At 65.7% G+C, this 21,452-nt stretch carries 22 protein-coding genes, 1 tRNA gene and 1 pseudogene; 6 read left to right on the top strand and 18 right to left on the bottom strand.

Features of this window, described 5'->3' with window-relative positions; translation table 11 throughout:
* Positions 1-471 (bottom strand): TGS domain-containing protein (locus ACDP63_RS13670; RefSeq protein WP_409928131.1); only part of this gene is annotated, 471 nt, incomplete at its 3' end.
* Positions 472-637: 166 nt separating this feature from the next.
* On the opposite strand from ACDP63_RS13670, the gene ACDP63_RS13665 reads away from it, so the two are divergent.
* Positions 638-1,381, top strand: coding sequence for an alpha/beta hydrolase (locus ACDP63_RS13665; RefSeq protein WP_024844661.1), 744 nt, complete (start codon positions 638-640; stop codon positions 1,379-1,381).
* A 33-nt stretch (positions 1,382-1,414) separates the two neighbouring features.
* Here the strand turns inward: ACDP63_RS13665 and phaZ are convergent, their stop codons facing one another.
* Positions 1,415-2,758 (bottom strand): polyhydroxyalkanoate depolymerase, encoded by a 1,344-nt coding sequence (gene phaZ, locus ACDP63_RS13660; protein WP_051419784.1) that lies wholly within the window; start codon positions 2,756-2,758, stop codon positions 1,415-1,417.
* Between the two features lie 113 nt (positions 2,759-2,871).
* Between phaZ and phaC the strand changes: the two genes are divergently transcribed.
* The 5 genes from phaC to ACDP63_RS13635 all read left to right on the top strand — a co-directional run bounded on the left by phaC (position 2,872) and on the right by ACDP63_RS13635 (position 7,136).
* Positions 2,872-5,193 (top strand): class I poly(R)-hydroxyalkanoic acid synthase, encoded by a 2,322-nt coding sequence (phaC, locus tag ACDP63_RS13655; protein ID WP_024844659.1) that lies wholly within the window; start codon positions 2,872-2,874, stop codon positions 5,191-5,193.
* 113 nt (positions 5,194-5,306) lie between these two features.
* The gene (locus ACDP63_RS13650) at positions 5,307-5,780 is read left to right on the top strand and encodes a phasin (protein WP_024844658.1); all 474 of its coding nucleotides are present in this window, start codon (positions 5,307-5,309) and stop codon (positions 5,778-5,780) included.
* A gap of 148 nt (positions 5,781-5,928) precedes the next feature.
* A complete protein-coding gene (phaR, locus tag ACDP63_RS13645) occupies positions 5,929-6,516 on the top strand; it encodes a polyhydroxyalkanoate synthesis repressor PhaR (RefSeq protein WP_409928130.1) in 588 nt (195 codons plus the stop codon).
* Between the two features lie 50 nt (positions 6,517-6,566).
* Positions 6,567-6,656: transfer RNA gene (locus ACDP63_RS13640), tRNA-Ser, on the top strand.
* A 45-nt stretch (positions 6,657-6,701) separates the two neighbouring features.
* Positions 6,702-7,136, top strand: coding sequence for a hypothetical protein (locus tag ACDP63_RS13635; protein ID WP_099865080.1), 435 nt, complete (start codon positions 6,702-6,704; stop codon positions 7,134-7,136).
* 48 nt (positions 7,137-7,184) lie between these two features.
* Here the strand turns inward: ACDP63_RS13635 and ACDP63_RS13630 are convergent.
* From ACDP63_RS13630 to ACDP63_RS13555, 16 genes and pseudogenes are all read right to left on the bottom strand, one after another.
* Positions 7,185-8,276, bottom strand: a pseudogene (locus tag ACDP63_RS13630) (recombinase family protein); the annotation flags it as partial.
* The gene (locus ACDP63_RS13625) at positions 8,273-8,662 is read right to left on the bottom strand and encodes a helix-turn-helix domain-containing protein (protein ID WP_030091815.1); all 390 of its coding nucleotides are present in this window, start codon (positions 8,660-8,662) and stop codon (positions 8,273-8,275) included. The gene ACDP63_RS13625 and the pseudogene ACDP63_RS13630, both read right to left, overlap by 4 nt.
* A gap of 19 nt (positions 8,663-8,681) precedes the next feature.
* Positions 8,682-8,996: a hypothetical protein gene (locus tag ACDP63_RS13620; RefSeq protein WP_030091816.1), complete on the bottom strand. Its 315-nt coding sequence runs from the start codon at positions 8,994-8,996 to the stop codon at positions 8,682-8,684.
* 134 nt (positions 8,997-9,130) lie between these two features.
* Positions 9,131-9,346 (bottom strand): DUF2274 domain-containing protein, encoded by a 216-nt coding sequence (locus tag ACDP63_RS13615; protein ID WP_030091817.1) that lies wholly within the window; start codon positions 9,344-9,346, stop codon positions 9,131-9,133.
* Positions 9,347-9,348: 2 nt separating this feature from the next.
* Positions 9,349-10,497 carry a TrbI/VirB10 family protein gene (locus ACDP63_RS13610; RefSeq protein ID WP_198585895.1) on the bottom strand — a complete coding sequence of 383 codons (1,149 nt, stop codon included), beginning with the start codon at positions 10,495-10,497 and terminating at the stop codon, positions 9,349-9,351.
* A complete protein-coding gene (gene trbG, locus ACDP63_RS13605; RefSeq protein WP_030091819.1) occupies positions 10,494-11,507 on the bottom strand; it encodes a P-type conjugative transfer protein TrbG in 1,014 nt (337 codons plus the stop codon). The genes ACDP63_RS13610 and trbG overlap by 4 nt, the downstream gene beginning before the upstream one ends.
* Complete coding sequence (gene trbF, locus ACDP63_RS13600) at positions 11,504-12,193, bottom strand: conjugal transfer protein TrbF (protein ID WP_030091820.1); 690 nt, start codon at positions 12,191-12,193, stop codon at positions 11,504-11,506. The genes trbG and trbF overlap by 4 nt, the downstream gene beginning before the upstream one ends.
* The gene (trbL, locus tag ACDP63_RS13595) at positions 12,190-13,569 is read right to left on the bottom strand and encodes a P-type conjugative transfer protein TrbL (protein WP_030091821.1); all 1,380 of its coding nucleotides are present in this window, start codon (positions 13,567-13,569) and stop codon (positions 12,190-12,192) included. Before trbL ends, trbF begins: the two co-directional genes overlap by 4 nt.
* A gap of 3 nt (positions 13,570-13,572) precedes the next feature.
* The gene (trbK-alt, locus tag ACDP63_RS13590) at positions 13,573-13,857 is read right to left on the bottom strand and encodes a putative entry exclusion protein TrbK-alt (protein WP_030091822.1); all 285 of its coding nucleotides are present in this window, start codon (positions 13,855-13,857) and stop codon (positions 13,573-13,575) included.
* 10 nt (positions 13,858-13,867) lie between these two features.
* Positions 13,868-14,644, bottom strand: coding sequence for a P-type conjugative transfer protein TrbJ (gene trbJ, locus ACDP63_RS13585; protein ID WP_030091823.1), 777 nt, complete (start codon positions 14,642-14,644; stop codon positions 13,868-13,870).
* Positions 14,641-17,133: a conjugal transfer protein TrbE gene (trbE, locus tag ACDP63_RS13580; protein WP_030091824.1), complete on the bottom strand. Its 2,493-nt coding sequence runs from the start codon at positions 17,131-17,133 to the stop codon at positions 14,641-14,643. The genes trbJ and trbE overlap by 4 nt, the downstream gene beginning before the upstream one ends.
* A 10-nt stretch (positions 17,134-17,143) precedes the next feature.
* The gene (locus ACDP63_RS13575) at positions 17,144-17,425 is read right to left on the bottom strand and encodes a VirB3 family type IV secretion system protein (RefSeq protein ID WP_030091825.1); all 282 of its coding nucleotides are present in this window, start codon (positions 17,423-17,425) and stop codon (positions 17,144-17,146) included.
* Entirely contained in the window at positions 17,425-17,757 is a 333-nt protein-coding gene (locus ACDP63_RS13570; protein WP_030091826.1) for a TrbC/VirB2 family protein, read from the bottom strand. The genes ACDP63_RS13575 and ACDP63_RS13570 overlap by 1 nt, the downstream gene beginning before the upstream one ends.
* Positions 17,754-18,737 carry a P-type conjugative transfer ATPase TrbB gene (trbB, locus tag ACDP63_RS13565; protein ID WP_030091827.1) on the bottom strand — a complete coding sequence of 328 codons (984 nt, stop codon included), beginning with the start codon at positions 18,735-18,737 and terminating at the stop codon, positions 17,754-17,756. The genes ACDP63_RS13570 and trbB overlap by 4 nt, the downstream gene beginning before the upstream one ends.
* Before the next feature lie 144 nt (positions 18,738-18,881).
* Positions 18,882-19,343: a CopG family transcriptional regulator gene (locus tag ACDP63_RS13560; protein ID WP_030091828.1), complete on the bottom strand. Its 462-nt coding sequence runs from the start codon at positions 19,341-19,343 to the stop codon at positions 18,882-18,884.
* A gap of 10 nt (positions 19,344-19,353) precedes the next feature.
* Positions 19,354-21,339 carry a conjugal transfer protein TraG gene (locus ACDP63_RS13555; protein ID WP_030091829.1) on the bottom strand — a complete coding sequence of 662 codons (1,986 nt, stop codon included), beginning with the start codon at positions 21,337-21,339 and terminating at the stop codon, positions 19,354-19,356.
* Positions 21,340-21,452 lie beyond the last annotated feature (113 nt).

Below are 21,452 nucleotides of genomic sequence, written 5' to 3'. Positions count from 1 at the left end.
GGGCTCGCCCTGCGCCTCGGAGTGGGCGCGCGCCCGGGCGCGGTCCCAGACCTCGGTGCGCACCGGATCGCGGGCGGCGATGATCTGCTTCATGCGCGCCTCGATGGCGCCCAGGTCTTCGGGGGTGAAGGGCTCGGCGCGGTCGAAATCGTAAAACCAGCCTTGGTCGCGCACCGGGCCGATGGTGACCTTCACGTCCGGCCACAGCTCCTGCACGGCGCGGGCCATGATATGGGCGAGGTCGTGGCGGATCAGCTCCAGCGCCGGCTCGCTGTCCTTCATGGTGTTGATGGCGATCTTGCCGCTGGCCGTGATCGGCCATTGCAGGTCGATATGGCGGCCGTCGAGACTGGCCGAGATGGCGTTCTTGGCCAGGCTGGGGGCGATGGAGGCCGCGACCTCGGCCGCAGTGATGCCGGCGGGATAGTCGCGCGCATTGCCATCGGGAAAGGTCAGGGAGATCTGGGACATGGAGTCCTCCTCGTCGGTTTGGCGCCCACGGAACGCCCGGCTGCGGGTATGTGGCGCGGGTGTGGCGCGATTGCCGGGCGTTGTCAATGCGGCTAGGTGTGCAAGGGGGCTTTGCGCCCCCGTCGCGTTCCGCGACTCCCCCGCAGGGTATTTGGGAAACGGAGAAATGACGCAATTCATGGAAGGGCCGCAGGGGCGACGCATCGCCTATGAGCGGATCGAGGGGCAGGGGCCCGGCATGGTGTTCCTGGGCGGGTTCCGCTCGGACATGCAGGGCACCAAGGCGCTGTGGCTGGAGGATTGGGCGCGCGCGCAGGGGCGGGCCTTCCTGCGCTTCGACTATTCGGGCCATGGCGAATCCTCGGGCGCTTTCGAGGAGGGCTGCATCGGCGACTGGTTTTCCGATGCCATGGCAGCGATCCGCGGGCTGACCGAGGGGCGGCAGGTGCTGGTCGGCTCGTCCATGGGCGGCTGGATCAGCCTCTTGCTGGCACGCACCATGCCCGAGCGGCTGGCCGGGCTGGTCACGGTGGCGGCGGCGCCGGATTTCACCGAGCGCGGCTATTGGGCCGGGTTTTCACCGGCCGAGCGCGCGGCGCTGCAGGAGCGGGGCCGGGTCGAGCAGCCCAGCGACTATGGCGAGCCCTATGTCATCACCCGCCGGCTGATCGAGGACGGGCGCGACCATCTGGTGCTGGACCAGCCCCTGCCGCTGCCCTTTCCGGCGCGCTTCCTGCAGGGCACCGCGGATGCCGATGTGCCGATGGCCTGGGCGCTGGACCTGCTGGACCATGCCCGCGGCGAGGACATGCGGCTGACGCTGGTGAAGGGGGCGGATCACCGCTTTTCGACGCCCGATTGCCTGGCGCTGATCGGCGCGGCAGTCGAGGAGGTGCTGGCGCGGGGGTGAGAGGGGCGCGGCCGGTTGGCCGCGCCGGGTTTCCTAGACCGCGATCTTGGAGTCGTGTTCGGACAGGTTGGCGAGGCCGCAATCGACCGGGACCGGGCCGCCGCGGCGGCGCTTGCGCTGGCCGGCGGGCTGCACCTGCTCGTCGATGAAATCCAGCACCAGCGGACGGATGTTCAACCGCCAGCTTTTCCCGGCGAAGATGCCGTAATGGCCGGCACCGGGTTCCAGGTGCTGGGTCTTGCGGTTCGCGGGCACGCCGGTGCAAAGCGCCAGCGCCGCCACGCATTGGCCCGGCGCCGAGATGTCGTCATTGGCGCCCTCGACCGTCATCACCGCGACATCGGTGATCTTGCCCAGATCGACCGGCCTGCCGTTCACGGTGAAGCGGTTCTGCGCGATCTCGCGTTCCTTGAAGATGCGCTCGACCGTGGAGAGGTAGAATTCGGCTGTCATGTCCATGACGGCGAGATATTCGTCGTAGAAGGTGTTGTGCTTGTCGCCTTCGGAACCCTGGCCGCGCGCCTCGGCGAAGATCTTGTCGAGGAAGGCCTTGGCATGGGTTTCGGCATTCATGGCGATGAAGGAGGAAAGCTGCGCGAGGCCCGGATAGACCATGCGCCCGGCGCCGCGATACTTGAAGCCGACCTGCTGGATCATCAGGTAGTCGAGCTCGCCCATGGTGATGCGGTTGCCGAAATCGGTCACCTCGGTCGCCGCCGCGTCGGGGTCGATCGGGCCGCCGATCAGGATCAGCGAGCGCGGCTGGGCCTTGGGGTCTTCCTCGGCCAGGAGCGCGGTTGCGGCAAGCGCCAGCGGCGCGGGCTGGCAGACGGCGATGACATTGGTGTCGGGGCCGAGATGGCGGATGAAATCGACCAGGTATTGCGTGTAATCGTCGATGTCGAACTTGCCGCAGCTGACCGGGATGTCGCGGGCATTGTGCCAATCCGTCACATAGACTTCGCAATCGGGCAGCAGGGACGTGACCGTGGTGCGCAGGAGCGTGGCGTAATGGCCCGACATGGGCGCCACCAGCAGAACCTTGCGCGCCAGCGGCGCGCGGCGGGCGACGCGGAAATGCACCAGGTCGCCGAAGGGGCGCTCAATCACCGGCTCGACATAGACGACATGGTCCTGGCCGTCCTCGGAGACGACGGGCGGGATTTCCCAGTCCGGCTTGATGACCATGCGCGCGAAGCTGCGCTCGGTCACCCGGCCCCAGGCCGACATCAGCTTGAACAGCGGATTGGGCAGCAGCGCGAAGGCCGGGTAGGAGGCCAGGGCCCGCGCGCTGGCGCCCATCCATTCATTGGTGTTGCGGATCGTCTCCATCGCATCATAGGAGATGATCCCTCTCAAACCCTTGTACGTCGTCATTGCAACCTTCTCCCATGAACCCGCCGGATTCGGCCTTGCCGGGGAAGGACACGGCTTTACCTGCGTATTGTGCTGGGCATAATGATTTTACGGTTCAGGGAGGATTGTCAATTATGGCGGGCAAGGACGAAAAACCGGAAGCTGCGGGCGCGGCCGAAGCCGGGGGCAAACCACGCAGGGGCCGCGGGGCAGGGGCCAAGGGCCGCGCCGGGGCCGCGAAACAGGAGCCGAAGCCTGCCGATTCGGAAAAGCCGGCGCGACCGCGGCGCGAAAAGGCCGCGGCAAAGACCCCGCCCGAGCCCGTGCCGGAGCCCGCGGCGCCTGCCAGGTCCAAGGCGGCCGCGGCCTCCGATCCCGCCAAGCCTGCCGCCAAGGCCGGCACACGCAAGCCCGCGTTGCGCGGGCGGGGGGCCGGTCGCAGCGATCCGCGCCCCGGTCCGCGCCGCAAGCCCTCGGGCAAGGCCGCCGCGAAGGCGCAGGCCGAGACCGCCTCGCTCAGTATGGCCGACGAGGCGCTGCGTCCGCTGGGCGCCGTCGGACCGGGCGGCGGCGTGCCGCCCATGGCCGCGCCCCGCGCCCAGGCTGCCGCCCCGGCGGGGACCGGCCAGTCTGCCGGACTCGCTGCCGAGCCGCATCCGAGCCCGACCACCGCCGCCTTCGTCGAGGCGGCCTTCGGTCCCGGCAGCCGCCTGCCCGAGCAGCTGGCCCAGAACATCGAGCGCATCGAATCGCTGACCCAGCGCCTGATCAGCGCGCTGGCGCAGCGCCGTCCCTCGAATCCCGGCGTCGAGATGCCGGGCCCCGACCTTTTCGCCACCGCGACCTCGGCCTGGATCAAGCTTCTGGCCGAGCAGCCCGAGCGGGTGATCGGCCAGCAGGTCAGCTATTGGGGCGAAACCTTGCGCCATTTCGCCGAGGCCCAGGCCGCCTTTGCCCGCGGCACGCTGACGCCGCCGCCCAGCGAAGGGCCGCGGGACCGGCGCTTTGCCAACCCGCTGTGGGAGGCGCATCCCTTCTTCAACTTCATCAAGCGGCAATACCAGATCAACGCCCAGGCCCTGCAGGAGGCGGCCAGCGCGCTGGACCTGCCCGAGATGACCGACCGGCGCCGGATCGAATGGTTCACCCGCCAGATGATCGACATGATGGCGCCGACGAATTTCCTGGCCACCAATCCCGACGCGCTGGAAAAGGCGCTGGAGACCGAGGGCGAAAGCCTGGTCAGGGGCCTTGAGAACCTGGTGCGCGACGTCGAGCAGAACAGCGGCGAGCTGATCGTGTCGCTGGCCGACCGCGATGCCTTCCGCGTGGGCGAGAACATCGGCACCACCGAGGGCACGGTGGTCGCGCGCACCAAGCTTTACGAGCTGATCCAGTACAAGCCCACCACCGCGCAGGTGCATGAGATCCCGCTGGTGATCTTTCCGCCCTGGATCAACAAATTCTACATCCTCGACCTCAAGCCGCAGAACAGCCTGATCAAATGGATCGTGGACCAGGGCCATACGCTGTTCGTGGTGGCCTGGAAGAACCCCGACCCCAGCTATGGCGACACCGGCATGGACGATTACGTCAGCGCCTATCTGGAGGTGATGGACCGGGTTCTGGATCTGACCGACCAGAAAAAGCTGAATGCGGTGGGCTATTGCATCGCCGGCACCACCCTGGCGCTGACCCTGTCGCTGCTGAAGCAGCGCGGCGACGACCGGGTGAACGCGGCCACCTTCTTCACCGCGCTGACCGATTTCGCCGACCAGGGCGAGTTCACTGCCTATCTGCAGGAGGATTTCGTCTCAGGCATCGAGGAGGAGGCGGCGCGGACCGGCATCCTGGGCGCGCAGCTGATGACGCGCACCTTCAGCTTCCTGCGCGCCAACGACCTGGTCTGGGGGCCGGCGATCCGCAGCTACATGCTGGGCGAGACGCCGCCGGCCTTCGACCTGCTGTTCTGGAACGGCGACGGCACCAACCTGCCCGGGCGCATGGCCGTGGAATACCTGCGCGGCCTGTGCCAGCAGAACCGCTTCGTCAAGGAGGGGTTCGATCTGATGGGCCACCGCCTGCATGTCGGCGACGTGACCGTGCCGCTTTGCGCCATCGCCTGCGAGACCGACCATATCGCGCCCTGGAAGGACAGCTGGCGCGGCATCGCGCAGATGGGCTCCAGGGACAAGACCTTCATCCTGTCCGAATCGGGCCATATCGCCGGCATCGTCAACCCGCCCAGCAAGAAGAAATACGGCCATTATACCTCGGACGCCGGTTTCGGTCAGGGCGAGCAGCACTGGCTGGACAAGGCCAGCCATCACGAGGGCAGCTGGTGGGGCCGCTGGGGCGAATGGCTGGCCCGGCGGGCGGGGGGCATGGTCGATGCCCGCGACCCGGGCGAGGGCTTCGGCCCTGCGCCGGGCCTTTACGTCCACGAGCGGGCGTAAAATTTTTCTGCACCGCAGCAAGAAAACCTTGCAATGCTGCGGTGCAGAAAGTATATGTTGGACAGAACAGTTCAACCGGTGCCGAAGCTTCGCGCCGACCTAGGAGAGAGCAAATGGCCAAGACCCCTGACTTTACCAAGACCATGCAAGAAGTTATGGCGAAATTCCCGGTCGACACCTCGTCGTTCCAGGACGCCTTCAAGTCGCAGACCGCGCTGGGCGAAAAGATGGCCCGCGTCGCGCTGGCCGCTGCCGAGCGTTCGACCGAGATCTCGGCCCAATGGGCCAAGGACACCATCGCGCGCATGGGCGAGCTGACCTCGTCCAAGGAAGAGCCGGCCGAATACGCCAAGGCGCTGAGCGATTTCGCCACCGCCGCCGCCGAAATGGCTGCCGAGCACATGGCCGCCTTTGCCGAAGTGGCGAAGAAGGTCCAGATGGACACCGTCGACCTGATGCTGACCGCCGGCAAGGATCTGGCTGCCGACGCGCAGAAGGCCGCCGAAAAGGCCAGCCGCGACACCCAGGCCGCGGTCAAGAAAGCCGCTGCCGCCGCGACTTCGGCCAGCACCGTGACCAAGGCCTGATTGCGGTCCTTGACGGTTTCGGGACAGGGGGCAGTTCGCTGCCCCCTTTTCTTATGCCTCGCCCCTGCTTCCGGCGCAGGATGGCGATTTTCTTTGCATTTTTCCGGGTCATTTCCCATCATGCTGCAAATGCACTGCCGGAGGAGCCATGGCTGAGCCCGAGAACACGACCCCGCTTCTGATCAAGCACTATGCGAGCCGCCGCCTCTACAATACCGAGACCAGCGATTACGTGACGCTTGAGGATATCGCGGGCTTCATCCGTGCCGGGCGGCAGGTCCGCATCGTCGATCTCAAGACCGGCGACGACCTGACCCGGCAATATCTGTTGCAGATCATCGCCGAGCATGAGGGCCGGGGCGAGAACGTGCTACCCATCGAGGTTCTGATCGACCTGGTGCGCAGTTACACGACCCAGGCGCAATCGGTGGTACCGCAATTCCTGGCCGCCAGCTTCGAGATGCTGCGCGAGGGTCAGTCGAAGATGATGGAGAATCTGTCGACCTTTCCCAACCCGATGTCCTCGATGCCGGGTTTCGAGGCGCTCCAGCGCCAGCAGCAGCTGTTTTTGAAGGCGATGGCGGCGGGCTGGGGCGCCGGCAGCAGCGGCCCCGAGATGGAGGAGACCGAGACGGACGAGACCCGCCGTGGCGGCCAGAAGGGCTCCGCACCCGAGGACATGGCCGAGATCCGCCGCCAGCTTGCCGAGTTGCAGAAGCGGATTTCGAAGCTTTGAGAGAACTGCGTCTTGCGCCCCGCGGTCCGTCGCGCTAGAGGAACCGCCACGGACGGTTGGCCGAGTGGTCGAAGGCGCACGCCTGGAAAGTGTGTAGGCGGGGAACCGTCTCGAGGGTTCGAATCCCTCACCGTCCGCCATTTCAGACCGCCTTTGGGCACGCCAATTGCCGCCGATTGCCGCCCTTGACCGGCAATAAGCGTCTTCAGCAGCTCCGTTTTCGATCCCATGATGCGAATTGCGTCGTCCGCGACCTCGACGCGCTGCGCCAGCGCGCGCAGGTGATCCCGCCGATAGCCGCCCTCATGGCCGCGAATGCGCTCCCGCGCGCGGCGTGCAAACCCTTCGATCATTTCGGGGCTAAGGGCGCCGTGGCCGGGGCTTTCGAGCAGCGCCTGCGCCCGGTCGGCGTCAGCCCGCGCCTGATCGCGGATGACCTTGAGACCGGCGATACGCTCCTTGAGCGCCGGGTCGTCCAGATCAGCGACGCCGACCTCGATGGCATCATAGAGGCGCTTGAGGCGCGATTCCGATTCGGTTGCCTGCCGCTGCAAAGAGGCGATGTGCTCCCTGCGGCGCGCGGCCTGATCCTCGCGGCGGCCGAGGATGCTGCCGAGTAGCTTCTCCAGACGGGCGGGATCGAGCAAGCGGTCTTCGATATGGCTGACCACCATGCCGTCGAGCTTGTCCATGGGGATCGCTCGGCCCTTGCAGCCGGTCTCGCCCTGCCGTGCCTTGATCGAGCAGGCATAGTAACGGTAGCGGCCGCTCTTGCCGGTGCGGATGGTCATGGCACCACCGCAATCGCCGCAATAGCAGATACCAGTCAGTAGGGTCGGCCCGATCACCACACGGGCGGGCAGTTCGGTCTTGGGGTTGCGAGCCTGCAGAAGCGACTGAACGGCGTCGAAAGTCTCCCGCTCGATGATGGCGGGCACCGGGACGATGACGATCTCGCCTGGAGCGCGTGGGTCGTTGTGCTTGCTGCGCTTTCCCCATTCATGTTCGCCGATATAGGTGCGGCGGGTCAGGACACGATGGACTTGGCCGATGCCCCAGCGACCGCCGTCGCGGGTGAAGATGCCCTTGGCGTTCAGATGCTTGACGATCGCCTTGACGCCCATCTGGCCGCTGTCGCCTTGCCCTTCCAACGCGAGCCGATAGATCAGGCGGATCGTGTCGGCGTGCAGCGGGTCGATTTCCAACTTTTTCTTGGTCTTGGCACCACGTTGTTCGGCGGCGGCGATCCGGTAGCCGATCGGCGGCAACGCTCCGTTCCAGAAGCCTTGCCGGGCATTCTCCTTCAGGGCGCGCGTGACGTGCTTGCCGTTTTCCTTCGACTGGTATTCGTCGAACAGGGACATGATCCGACGCATCATGTCGTGGATCGGGTCGTCCCCCAACTCTTGCGTGATGGAAATCAGGCGCACGTCGTTCTTGGCGAGCTTGCGATAGTAATATTCCATGTCGAAAGCGTCGCGGAAGAAGCGCGAGAAGCTGTGAACCAGCACCACGTCGAAGGGCGCAGGTTTCGACGTGCCCGCCTCGATCATCCGCTGGAATTCCGGGCGGCGGTCGTTGGTGGCCGTGTTACCCGGTTCCACGAAGATTTCGACAAGCTGATAGCCTCGCGCGGCGCAATAAGCCTCGCCCTGCTTGCGCTGGTCGGGGATCGACACGTCATGCTCGGCCTGCCGGGCGGTCGAGACGCGCAGGTAGAGGGCCGCCCGTAAGGCGACGTTGGGAGATTGTGCGTTCATTTGCGGGTTCCTTTCGACTTGCGCCGTTCGATCAGGGGCAGGACCAGCTCCACGCGGTCATGAATGACCTTCGGCACCAGCTTGAGGCCTTTGCCCTTCTCCATGCGGACGAGGCCGTAGCCAGCCATGGCCTTGAGGGTCCGGGACAGGTTGGATTTCGCGCGGCCGGTGATTTGGGCCAGTTCCTCCAGCGAGTCCGGCTCACGCTCATGGATGATGCGGAGCAGTTCGCAATTGCTGGGCGACAGGAACTTGGCAAAGGACATGGTGGACGCGAACCAAACGGTCGGATCGCCGGGCGCGGGCTTCTCCTCGCCCTTGGCGATTCGCATGGTCCGGGCCTTCATTTCATCGGGTTCGGCGATCCCGACCTTGAGTGTCGTCATGGCGCATCTCGATCATCCATTACGGCTTTTCATTATCATACAGAGATAACTTTCTCAAGTCTTCCGGCAGATCGACTGAGCCGAACATCTCGTCAAAAACATCGGCGAACCAGCGCTCGAATACGTGAATCTCGGCCTCGGTGATCGGCACGTCTTCGGGCCAGTCGTCGATGACGGGCAGCTTCTCCACGTCGAAGACATGAGGCGGACTGCCGCGCGGCGGGCTGATGCGCGGCGCGGGATCGTCGTCATAGTCGAAAAGATCGTCGGGTAGCGTTCCAGGAGCTGGCTGCTTTGGGCGGCCTCGTTGGGCGTGGCGGCGCTCTGCGCACATGGTATCCTCCGTGTCTCGCTGGTGGAGTCAGGAGCGCTAAAGCCCCGGAACTAAGCGAAGCATGGAGGGGGATCGGCGGTGTGTAGCGTGCCGCATTCGCGCCTGTACGCTGGCGGCACCCCCGCCGTGATGGATCAGGAGGGTCGCCGCCGCGCCTTGGCGAAACCGCGATCTGTGGCGATGAACCGCTCCAGCATCGGCACGATAAGTCTGGCAGGCTCGATCGGCGCACCGCCATCGGCCAACAGAGCGCCATAGTCGATCAGGTCACGGTGGAGTGGTGCCGGCAGTTCCAGCGTGACCTTCACCGGCCTGTCGTCGGCCAGAGGACCGAGTTTCAGCTTCGCCATAATCAATTCCTGTAGGGTTCGAGGACTAAATCTCGCGTCACAATGACCCTGACCGGGAAGCCCGGCCGGATGGTCAGCGTCGGTGCGACCTGCAACTGGCGCTGGACGATCTGCTGCCCAGCCTGATTGATGGTGTCCTGCGCCCCGTCGCGAATAGCGCGGATCAGCCGGTCCTCGTCGTCTGTCGCCAGTTCCGTGCCGATACCGAGCAGCGTCGAGAGGCCGGCGGCCTTCATCAGATCCCACCAGTGATAATCGACGCCATCCTCAAGGCCGGCATAGCCGGAAGCGTCCGCGCCGGGCTGACGCTCCAGCACGATGGAGCGGCCGTTCGGCAGGATCAGGCGGTTCCAGACGAGCAGGACGCGGCGCTGGCCGAAGGTCACGCCGGCATCGTACTGGCCGATGATGCGCGTCCCCTGCGGGATCAGGAGAAGCGAGCCGGTCGGGCTGTCATAGACGTTCTCCGTGACCTGCGCGGTGATCTGGCCGGGAAGGTCCGAACGGATGCCGGTAATCATCGCCGCCGGGATCACGGCCCCGGCCTGAAGGATGTAGGGCGAGGCTGGCGCCGCGATGCGGTCAAGGGCGACCGTCTGCCGATCCACCGGGCCGTTGAGGAAAGCCGTATGCCGGTCCTGCGTGCCGGTCGCGCCGGGCTGCGCGGCAAGGCCAAGGCCGGCAAGGCTCGGGTTGGCGGTCCCTGTGCCGGGCGTTGTCTGGAAAAAGACGCGGCTGACGCGCGCGGCCTCTTCCTCGGCGAGACGACGCTGTTCCGCAGGATCGACGGCGGGCGTCGCCATGACGGGGGCGGCAACGGGTTGACCCCGGTTCTGCGCGTCGAGGATCGGGCCGCCCAGATCGCCCGGCAATGCCGGTCCCAGGACCGGGCCGGTATAGTCGCGCGGCAGGCCGGACAGTCCGTCCGCCGTGGGGCGGTTCTCGGTCGAGTAGAGTTCGTCACCGCTGCCACTCATGTCACGGGTCTGGAGCGCATAGATCAGCGCCCCGCCGATCCCGAACAGCGCGACGGCTCCGACGCCGGCCAGCATCTTGCGGGACAGACGGGTGACGCGGGGCGGTTCGGCACGCAGGCGCATGGGTGCGGTGGTGTCCGCTGCGGCTTCTACAGGGATCGTGTCTTCGGTCATGACGGGGATTCTCCGGTCGCTTTTGCCGGCTGTGCAGCCTGCCGTTGCTCGATGCGGACGATCCTGACCGTCTGCTGGCGATCACCGCTGCCAAGGCGCAATTCGGCCGCGCCGAACAGGCGGTCCACGATGAGGATGTTCTGCTGGATGCGGCTGTTGACGATCTGGGTTTCGCCATCCGAGCCGATGACGAAGATCGGCGGCATCTCGCCCTGCACGATGCCGCGCGGGAAGATGACATAGATGCGGCGGCCATCGTCGAAGACGGAGATAGGCTTCCAGGGTGGGTTATCGCCGGTCAGGCCGTAGCGATAGTTGCGCGCCGCCTCGACCGGGATGATCGGTGCGGCCGGAACGGTCTGACGCTGGCCTGCCGGTTGTGCCGGATAGGCCCAGGCGACGGACGGCATATAGAGGGCTTCGCGGGCGCGCAGCTCGATCATGTAGGTACGCCGGTCGGTGGTCACGACGAGGTTCGTGGCGATGTCCGGCCGACTCGGTTTGACGAGGATATGGACGCGGCGCGTTGTGCCCGAGCCGCTTTCGGTGTCGCCGATGATCCAGCGGGCGGTGTCTCCTGCTGCAATCGGTCCCGCGCCGGTCAGGCTCTCGCCCGGTTCCAGCGCAATATTGGTGATCTGCCCCGGCGCGGCATATACTTGATAGAGCGCACCTTCCGACCAGGGATAAATCTGGATGGCGTTATAGTAGCCCTCGCGGCGCGGCTCGACGCGCGCGGCGGCATTGGCGTTCTCGACACGGCCGGCCGGTGTCCCGGCGGCGGTCCCGCCGCGCGCCACGGTCCAGGCCGGCGGCGTGTGCAATCGCCGGGGGAGGTCATCGGTGACGGCGGCCGGCACAACGGGCAGCGATGGCACGTCGGGGTCGTAGCTGAACTGCGGGGGTTTGTTGGTAGCGCAACCGGCCAGCATGGTGGCGGACAGCAGCAAAGCCGGAAGGCCGTGTTTACGGAAAGCCGGAACTGCGGGTTTGCGGGTCAACGTGCTCATTGGCTCATCTCCCGCGACCACGAGATGGCGTTGACGTAGATGCCGAGCGGGTTGGCGCGCAGGCGCTCGGCGTCGCGCGGGGTCTGGATCACGATGGTCAGGATCGCGGTCCATCGTTCGGTCGTGGAAAGCTGGCCGTTCTCGTAATGGCGTTCTGTCCAAGCCACGCGGAAGCTGTCGTTCGACGCCCGGATGACGCTGGACACCTCCACGGCGACCTGTTGCCGTCCGACCTTCGTGAAGGGGTCGTTGCTGCGGGCGTAGTCGTTGAGCGCCACCGCGCCGCGATCCGTGGTCCATTCATAGGCGCGGAGCCAATTCTGCCGGACAATGATGGCGTCTGCCGGGATCGCCCGGACCTGTTCGATGAAGCGGCCGAGATGGAAAGCAATCTGCGGATCGTTTGGCCGATAGTCGGCCGTGGCGGGTGCGACAGTCTGCGCCTGGCCGAGATTATCGACCTGCACCACCCACGGCACGACGGTCCCGCGCGCCGATTGCCAGACCAACGCCGAAGCAAAACCGGCCGAGAGGATCAGCGAGCCGAAGGCCATATAGCGCCAGTTCTTCGCCTGCACGCGGGCTGAGCCTATGCGCTCGTCCCAGACCTGCGCGGCTTTCTGGTATTGCGTCTCGGGTTCCGGCGATTTGCCGTAATGGGTCGATGGTCGTTTGAAGATGCTCATGAGCGGTCACTTTCGGAAAGATTGACGGAGGAGCCGCCGCCGTGGCTGTCGCCCGAGCGAACCGCATGGGCGGCCATGGTGGTGCCGTGGTTGACGGACTGTGAGCGCCGCATCCGCTGCGCCCAGGCCGGGGGGCTGGCAGTTGCTGAAGGCGATGCGGCTGCGGTTTCGGGGCCGGCGCTCGCGCCGCTGACGGTGCCTGCGGTGGATGATCCGCCCGTCACGCCGAAGGCAGCACGCGCGCCATTGGAAATACTGGATTTGACGCCTTCCGACGCTTTGGAGGCGGCACGCTTCAAGGGGGATGCAGCGGCAGAGCCTGCGGCGCGAGCGACGCCACCCAGGCCGGAAGCGACCCCCGCCGCGCCAGACTGGCCGAGCGAACCCATGCTGTAGGCTGCGGAGGCCCCGCCTGCGGCGGTTGCACCGCCGCGAACCGCCGCGGCTCCACCGGACAGAGCGGCGGCACCTCCCTTGACGGCGAGACCGGCCGCACCGCCTGCGGCAGCACCGCCGGCGAGCACCATGCCGCCGGCGGCCAGGCCGGTGCCGACCGCCGCGCCCGCGCCAAGCTGCGGCCCGCCCGAAACCAGACCGGAGGCGATGCCGGGTCCGAAGATGCCGAGGCCGAGCAGGGACAAGGCGGCGAGCACGACAGCCATGGCGTCGTCGATGCTCGGGGTCTGGCCGCCGAAGCCTTGCGTGAATTGCGAGAACAGCGTCGAGCCGATGCCGATGATGACGGCCAGCACCAGAACCTTGATGCCGGACGAAATGACATTGCCAAGCACGCGCTCGGCCATGAAGGCAGTTTTGCCGAAGAGGCCGAACGGGATCAGCACGAAGCCCGCCAGCGTGGACAGCTTGAACTCGATCAGCGTCACGAAAAGCTGGATCGCTAGGATGAAGAAGGCGAGGATTACGAGCGCCCAGGCGAACAGCAGGCAGGCGATCTGGATGAAGTTCTCGAAGAACGCCACCCAGCCCATCAGGTCGGAAATGGAGTCGAGCAGCGGCCGCGCGGCGTCGAGGCCGGTCTGCGCCACTTTGCCGGGCCGCATCAGATCCTGCGCGGTGAACCCCGTGCCGGATGCTTTCAGCCCTAGGCCGGCGAAGCTGTCGAAGACGATCTTTGCGAGGTTGTTCCAGTTGCCGATGAGATAAGCGAACACGCCGACGAACAGCGTCTTCTTCACAAGCCGAGCGATGATGTCGTCATCGGCGTTCCAGCTCCAGAACAGTGCGGCGAGCGTCACGTCGATGACGATGAGCGTTGTGGCGATGAACGCCACCTCGCCGCCGAGCAGGCCGAAGCCGGAGTCGATATATCGGGTGAAGACCCCGAGGAAATTGTCGATGACGCCCGCACCGCCCATGCATCACTGCCCTTCGCTGGAGGCCGGCGCGGCGGGCGCAGGCGAGCGGCCAAGAAAACGGTCGCGGGTTTCGGCCCAAACGCGCAGGCATTCGGCGTCGCTGGCTGCCGTTGTCCCAAGCTGCTGGCACCGGCGCTGCCCTTCTCGCAGCGGGTCCCGTTCGGGCTGGGCAAGACGCGGCGGCAATGCCGGCGTGTCTTCCTTGCGGGTCCTCTCGATGGCCGTCGCGGTGATGGCCATCGCCACGAATATGACTGCGCCCAGCCGGGCCAGCATCTTGCCGTCCATGGCCGCGCCCTCAGTTGCCGTTGTTGAACATCTGCGCGTTGCCGGGCGTGTAGCCCGAACCCGGCGTGAGGAAGCGTCGGCGCTGCTCGCGTCCCTGTTCGGCTGCTGCCGCACGCTCGGCTTCGGTCAACGCACCCGCCCGGCCATTGGCGGCGAGAAGCGCAACGAGATCGGAAAGCTGCTGCGACTGGAGAGCGAGAAGCTGGTTGCCGGCCTGCGTCGCCTGAAGCGCGCCAGTCGCCGACTGGCTCTGGCCGACAAGCTCGGACATCTGTGTGCGGTTGGTGTCGATGTTGCCGACGACGCCCGCCTGAACCCGCATGGCGTCCTGCAAGCCGCCGACCGTGTTCTGCCAGCGCGAGCGGGCGTCGGTGACGAGTTGGGCTTCGGTCGCCGACAGCGAGACATTGCCATATTGGGTCTGGAAGATCTGATCGACCTTCTGCACGTCGAAGGCGATGTTTTGGGCTTGGCTCAAAAGCTGCTGCGTGCGCTGCACGTTTTGTTGGAGCTGCTGAAGCGATGAATATGGCAGGCTCGCCAGATTCTTCGCCTGATTAATGAGCATGGTCGCTTCGTTCTGAAGTGACGTGATCTGGTTGTTGATCTGCTGGAGCGTGCGCGCGGCCGTCAGCACGTTCTGCGCATAGTTCGCCGGATCATAGACGATACGACCGAATTGCGCGTGAGCCGGGCTGGTCAGCATCGGTGACAGCGCGACGGGCATGGCAAGCGCCAGCGCGAGCATGGAAGCGCCGGCGAAGCGGGCAACGGGAACACGGATCATGGAAGGGTCTCCTCTGCTTGGGGGGCATCCGGCACGACCGGCGCGGCGGTTTCCGTCCGGTCGGCAAGATTGGTGAGATCGGGGATAAGGTCGGCTGCCCAATCGACGCCGCGCAGGCGCAGCCACGCCGCAAGGAAGCCGTCGCGACCATGCTCGGCGATAAGTCCGGCGATGCGCTTGTGGTCGGATTTCGCGGATACGGTGCAGAGCGCGAGGCCGACTTCGGACAGGCCCAGCTCGAAGAGGCGGTTTCCCCTGCGGCTCTGGCAGTAGTAATCCCGCTTGGGCGTGGCCCTTGCGAGGATTTCGATCTGCCGGTCATTCAACCCGAAGCGGCGATAGATGGCCGTGATCTGGGGTTCGATGGCCCGCTCGTTCGGCAGGAGCAATCGCGTCGGGCAGCTTTCGATGATGGCGGGCGCGATGTTGCTGCCGTCGATGTCCGATAGCGACTGCGTGGCGAAGATGACGCTGGCGTTCTTCTTCCTGAGCGTCTTCAGCCATTCGCGAAGCTGGTTGGCGAATCCTTCGTCGTCCAGCGCAAGCCAGCCCTCGTCGATGATAAGCAGCGTGGGCCGCCCGTCGAGCCGGTCGCCGATCCGGTGGAACAGATAGGCGAGCACGGCCGGGGCCGCGCCGGTTCCGACGAGCCCCTCGATCTCGAACGCCTGCACATCCGCATGCCCAAGATGTTCGGTCTCGGCGTCGAGCAGCCGACCATAAGCGCCGCCGATGCAATAGGGCCGCAATGCCTGTTTCAGATCGTTGGATTGGAGCAGGACCGTGAGGCCGGTGATGGTGCGTTCCCCGACCGGGGCGGACGCCAGCGAGGTCAGCGCCGTCCAGATATATTCCTTGGTCTCGGGCGTTACGGCCAAGCCCTCACGACCGAGAATGGCGGCGATCCAGTCGGCTGTCCAAGCACGTTCATAGGTGTCGTCGATGCGGGCGAGCGGCTGAAGCGAGACGGACGCCTCGTCTCCGTCCGTCAGTCCGCCGCCCAGATCGTGCCAGTCGCCGCCCATAGCGAGCGCGGCGGCGCGGATCGAGCCGCCGAAATCGAAGGCGAAGACCTGGCTGGCCTCATAACGGCGGAACTGCAAAGCCATGAGCGCGAGCAGCACGGACTTGCCCGCGCCGGTCGGACCGACAACGAGGGTGTGGCCCACGTCGCCGACATGGAGGGATAACCGGAATGGGGTGCTTCCCTCGGTCTTGCCATAGAGCAAGGGGGGCGACCCGAAGTGCTCATCCCGTTCCGGCCCCGCCCACACCGCCGAAAGCGGGATCATGTGGGCGAGATTCAAGGTGCTGATGGGTGGCTGGCGGACATTGGCATAGGCATGTCCGGGGATCGAGCCGAGCCAGGCGTCGACGGCGTTGACGGTTTCAGGCATCGCGGTGAAATCGCGGCCCTGTATGATCTTTTCGGCGAGGCGCAATTTCTCGTCGGCTATGCGCGGGTCCGCGTCCCAGACGGTGATAGTGGCCGTGACATAGGCCATGCCCGCCATATCCGCGCCGAGCTCCTGCAAGGCCATGTCGGCGTCAGCGGCCTTGTTCGCTGCGTCGGTGTCCACGAGGGCGGACGCCTCGTTGGTCATGACTTCCTTAAGGATCGCGGCGATGCTTTTGCGCTTGGCGAACCATTGCCGCCTGATCTTCGTCAGCAGCTTCGTCGCATCGGTCTTGTCCATGAGGATCGCGCGCGTGCTCCACCGATACGGGAACGGCAGCCGGTTCATCTCGTCGAGGAGGCCCGGCGTCGTCGCGGTCGGGAAGCCGATGATGGTCAGGACGCGCAGATGCTGGTTGCCAAGACGCGGCTCCAGCCCGCCGGTCAGTGACTGGTCGGCGAGCAGCGCATCGAGGTGCATCGGCACCTCCGGCACGCGCACGCGATGCCGGTTCGTGGAGATGGTCGAATGGAGATAGGTCAGCGTGCCGGCGTCATCGAGCCAACGGCATTCCGGCATGAAGCCATCGAGCAGAGCCAGAACCCGGTCGGTGCGATCCACGAAGCCGCGCAGCAATTCCCACGGATCGACGCCGGACTGCTCGCGGCCCTCGTAGAGCCAGGTTTCCGCGCGGGCGGCGTCCTCGGCGGGCGGGAGCCAGAGGAAAGTCAGGAAATAGCCGGACACGAAATGCGTGCCGGCTTCCTCGAAACCGGCCTTGCGCTCGGCGTCGAGCAGCGCCGACGCGGGATCGGGAAAGGTGCTGTCGGGATAGGTCGCAGCCTCGGAGCGCTGCGCCTCGACGAAGATCGACCAGCCGGACCCGAGACGGCGGACGGCATTGTTGATGCGGCCGGCGACCGCCACGAGTTCGGCCGCGACGGCGGAATCCAGATCGGGACCGCGGAACTTCGCAGTTCTCTGGAAACTGCCGTCCTTGTTCAAGACGACGCCGGGGCCGACAAGTGCTGCCCAGGGTAGGAAATCCGCGAGGCGACTGGCGGTGCGGCGGTATTCGGCAAGGTTCATCATGGTCACACCCTCACACCGAGAGATGGCCGGGGATGCGCAGATGCCTGCGGCCCACTTCGACAAAGAGGGGATCGCGCTTGGCCATCCACACGGCGGCGAAGTGGCCGATGACCCAGATGGCGAGGCCGACAAACCAGAGGCGCAGGCCGAGGCCCACGGCCCCGGCCAGCGTTCCGTTCATGATGGCGATGGAGCGCGGAGCGCCGCCGAGCAGGATATGCTCGGTCAGCGCCCGGTGGACCGGAACAATGAAGCCCGGCACCGCGTCGAGTTGTTCGAGGCCGCCCGTCATCAAACAAGCGCCCCGCCGCCGAACGAGAAGAACGACAGGAAGAAGCTCGACGCGGCGAAGGCGATCGACAGGCCGAACACGATCTGGATCAGCCGCCTGAACCCGCCGCTCGTGTCGCCGAAGGCCAGCGCGAGGCCGGTGGCGATAATCACGATCACGGCGATGATCTTGGCGACCGGCCCCTCGATCGATTGAAGGATGCTCTGAAGCGGAGCCTCCCAGGGCATCGACGAACCGGAGGCATGGGCGGCCGGGGCAAGCATGAGGCTGATGGCAAGGGTGGATGCGGCGGTCGCGGCGAAGCGATAGCCGCGCGAAAGCGTGCGGATCATGAAATTTCTCCTGTGTTGGTGGGGGTTGCGGGGGTGATGCGGTAGTCGCCGTCTGGCCCCAGCCCCTCGACGCGGGCGAGTTCGGCCAGCCGGCGCGCGGAACCGCGCCCGGCGAGGATGGCAACGAGGTCGATGGTCTCGGCGATCAGCGCGCGCGGGACCGTGACGACAGCCTCTTGAATGAGCTGTTCGAGGCGGCGGAGCGCGCCGATGCCGGTGCCGGCATGGATGGTGCCGATGCCGCCGGGGTGCCCCGTTCCCCAGGCTTTCAGAAGGTCGAGGGCTTCGGAGCCGCGCACCTCGCCGATGGGGATGCGGTCGGGGCGCAGGCGCAGCGACGAGCGCACAAGATCGGAAAGCGTCGCCACACCATCCTTGGTCCGCATGGCGACGAGGTTGGGCGCGGCGCATTGCAGCTCGCGCGTGTCCTCGATGATGACGACGCGATCCTGCGTCTTCGCCACTTCGGCCAGGAGCGCATTGGTCAGCGTGGTCTTGCCGGTGCTGGTGCCGCCTGCCACCAAAATGTTGGCGCGCTCGGCGACGGCTTCGCGCAGGGTCACGGCCTGATCGGCGGACATGATGCCTGCCGTCACATAGTCGTCGAGCGTGAAGACCGCGACGGCGGGCTTGCGGATGGCAAAGGCCGGTGCGGCGACGACGGGCGGCAGCAGCCCCTCGAACCGTTCTCCCGTCTCGGGCAGTTCCGCCGACACGCGCGGGGATTGGGCGTGAACCTCCGCGCCGACATGGTGTGCGACCAGCCGCACGATGCGTTCGCCATCGGCGGCGGAGAGAATCTCGCCGGTATCGGTCAGACCTTCGGACAGCCGGTCGATCCAGATGCGGCCGTCCGGGTTCAGCATCACCTCGATGACGGTTGGGTCTTCCAGAAACCGGGCGATGGACACGCCGAGGGCCGTGCGCAGCATCCGCGCGCCGCGCGCAATCGCCTCCGGTTTCTGGTGATGTGCAGTCATGTCGGCCCCATTTCTGGCGGGGCGTGACAGACGGACCCCGCAACGGGGTCGATTAAAAGAGCCTGAATTCAGACCGTTTCAACAAGTATCTAGCAGGATGCGGTGATCGGCGGCCATCGGCGGCAAATAGGATGGGTTGAAAATCTAAGAAGCGTGGCCATCGACCTCGGCCTGATCTTGCGACGAACTGTCGTGAAGCGAATCCATGTCGCGCGATAACTCTTTCAGAAACCTGTCTCCGGTCGCCAGCCTGCGGCCGAGATTCTGCATGAAGCCCTCGAACCGCTCGTTCCCCTTGATCCGTGCGGACTGCTTGGCGCTGTCGGGCAACGGCGGTGTCATCGTCAGCCAGAAGTGGACGAACAAGGAAAGGGTCTCGCCGAGCACGGCGAGATCTTCGTCCAGCGTGCCGATCTGCCTGCCGATCTTGTCCAGGCGGCGCGACATGGCCGCTTCCAGCCGGTCAGACGTGTCGCCCGACAGGAAGGATGCGACCGCCGCCTCGATGATGGCGGATTTCGAGACCTGTCGGCGCAGCGATAGCGCCTCGACCTGTTTGAGCAGTTCCGGGTCGAAATAGACATTCATGCGGGTGCGCGTCGTCATGGGCGACCTCTCAAAGCTCTATACCGTCATCGGAGTTCATCGAGGCCTGCCGGGCGATCATTCGCATCCGCGAGCGCAGCGCGCGGGCCTTGGCCGCGTCCACGTCCGGCTCGTCGTCCAGAATGTCGAACTCCTGGGCGGGCGTTGGTGGCGGCGGGATGATCTCCTCATGCTCGGGCAATTCCGGCTCGCGACGGATGCCGGCATTGTCGGGATCGCCCTCGGCCCCGCTGGCAGCGCCGGTCGCTGGCTTGTTCGCCGAGACGATGACGCGGCTCGTCCAGTCGTCGGTTGCTGGCTTCGCCACTGGTGCGGATGGCAACTCGGGCGGCGGCAGGATGCGCTCCTGCAATCGCGCATCCTCGAAATACCGGGCCTTCTTCGCCCGGATAGGTGGGGTTCCCGCGACCATCACGATTTCGTCTGCGGGCGGAAACTGCATGATCTCGCCCGGCGTGAGCAGCGGCCGCGCCGTCTCCTGCCGCGACACCATCAGATGCCCGAGCCAGGGCGCGAGGCGATGGCCGGCATAGTTGGTGGAATCACGCATCTCTGTTGCTGTGCCAAGCGAGTCCGAAACGCGCTTGGCGGTGCGCTCGTCGTTGGTGGCAAAGGCAACGCGCACATGGCAGTTGTCGAGAATGCTGTTGTTTGGCCCATAGGCGCGCTCGATCTGGTTGAGCGATTGGGCGATCAGGAAGGACTTGAGGCCATAGCCCGCCATGAAGGCGAGCGCCGATTCAAAGAAGTCGAGACGGCCGAGCGCGGGAAACTCGTCCAACATCATGAGCAGGCGATGCCGCTTGCCGGATAGCATCAGTTCCTCGGTAAGCCTGCGGCCGATCTGGTTGAGGATGAGCCGGATCAGCGGTTTCGTCCGGTTGATGTCGGACGGTGGCACGACGAGGTAGAGCGTCACCGGCTCTCGCCTGCCGACCAGATCGGCGATGCGCCAGTCGCAACGGTCCGTGACGCGCGCCACGACCGGATCGCGATACAAGCCCAGGAACGACATGGCGGTGGACAGCACGCCCGACCGTTCGTTCTCGCTCTTGTTCAGCAGCTCGCGCGCCGATGAGGCGATGACGGGGTGAACGCCAGCTTCGCCCAGATGCGGCGTGTCCATCATCGCGCGCAAGGTCGCTTCGACCGAGCGGCGGGGATCGGACAGGAAATTGGCGACGCCCGACAGGGTTTTGTCCGGCTCGGCATAGAGGACGTGCAGAATCGCGCCGACAAGGAGGCTGTGGCTGGTCTTTTCCCAATGGTTGCGCTTGTCGAGGCTGCCTTCGGGATCGACCAGAATATCAGCAATATTCTGCACGTCGCGGACTTCCCATTCGCCCTGCCGCACCTCCAGCAACGGATTGTAGGCGGACGATCTGGCGTTGGTGGGATCGAACAGCAGGACGCGGCCGTGCTGTGCCCGGAAGCCGGCCGTCAGCGTCCAGTTCTCGCCCTTGATGTCATGGACGATGCAGCTTCCCGGCCAGGTCAGCAGCGTGGGCACCACAAGGCCGACACCTTTGCCCGACCGCGTGGGTGCGAAGCACAACACATGCTCCGGCCCGTCATGGCGCAGATAGTCCCTGTCGTAGCGGCCGAGCACGACGCCATCGGGGCCGAGCAATCCGGCCGTGCGGATTTCCTTGTCCTCCGCCCATCGCGCGGAGCCGTAAGTGGCGACGTTGCGGGCTTCGCGCGCCCGGATGATTGACAAGAGGATGGCGGCACCGATCGCGAGGATGCCGCCCGATGTGGCGATAGCCGCGCCCTCCACGAAGATCGTGGGCGCATAGGCGTCGAAGGAGAACCACCACCAGAAAAAGGCGGGCGGATAGTAGAACGGCCAACCGGCCAGATCGAACCAGGGATTGCCAAGCTGGGGCTGGAAGCCGAGCCGAAACGCCACCCATTGCGTTGCGGCCCAGGTCATCACCATGACAATGGTGAAGACGACGGCAATCTGCCCCCAGAGTATTCGGCCTCCGCGCATACAGACTCCAATCGGCAAAATTGATGGAGCCGATCAGAGAATGGGCAATCATGCGGTAATCAACAATAAAGGTGGAGCGATAGGGCGACCGGATACTATCGGCGGTAAATAGG

Origin of the sequence: Paracoccus sp. P2 (assembly GCF_046335115.1) — a bacterium.
Lineage (GTDB): Bacteria > Pseudomonadota > Alphaproteobacteria > Rhodobacterales > Rhodobacteraceae > Paracoccus > Paracoccus pantotrophus.
Note: the sequence above shows the minus strand (reverse complement) of the source record. Positions and strands in the feature narration are given on the sequence as shown.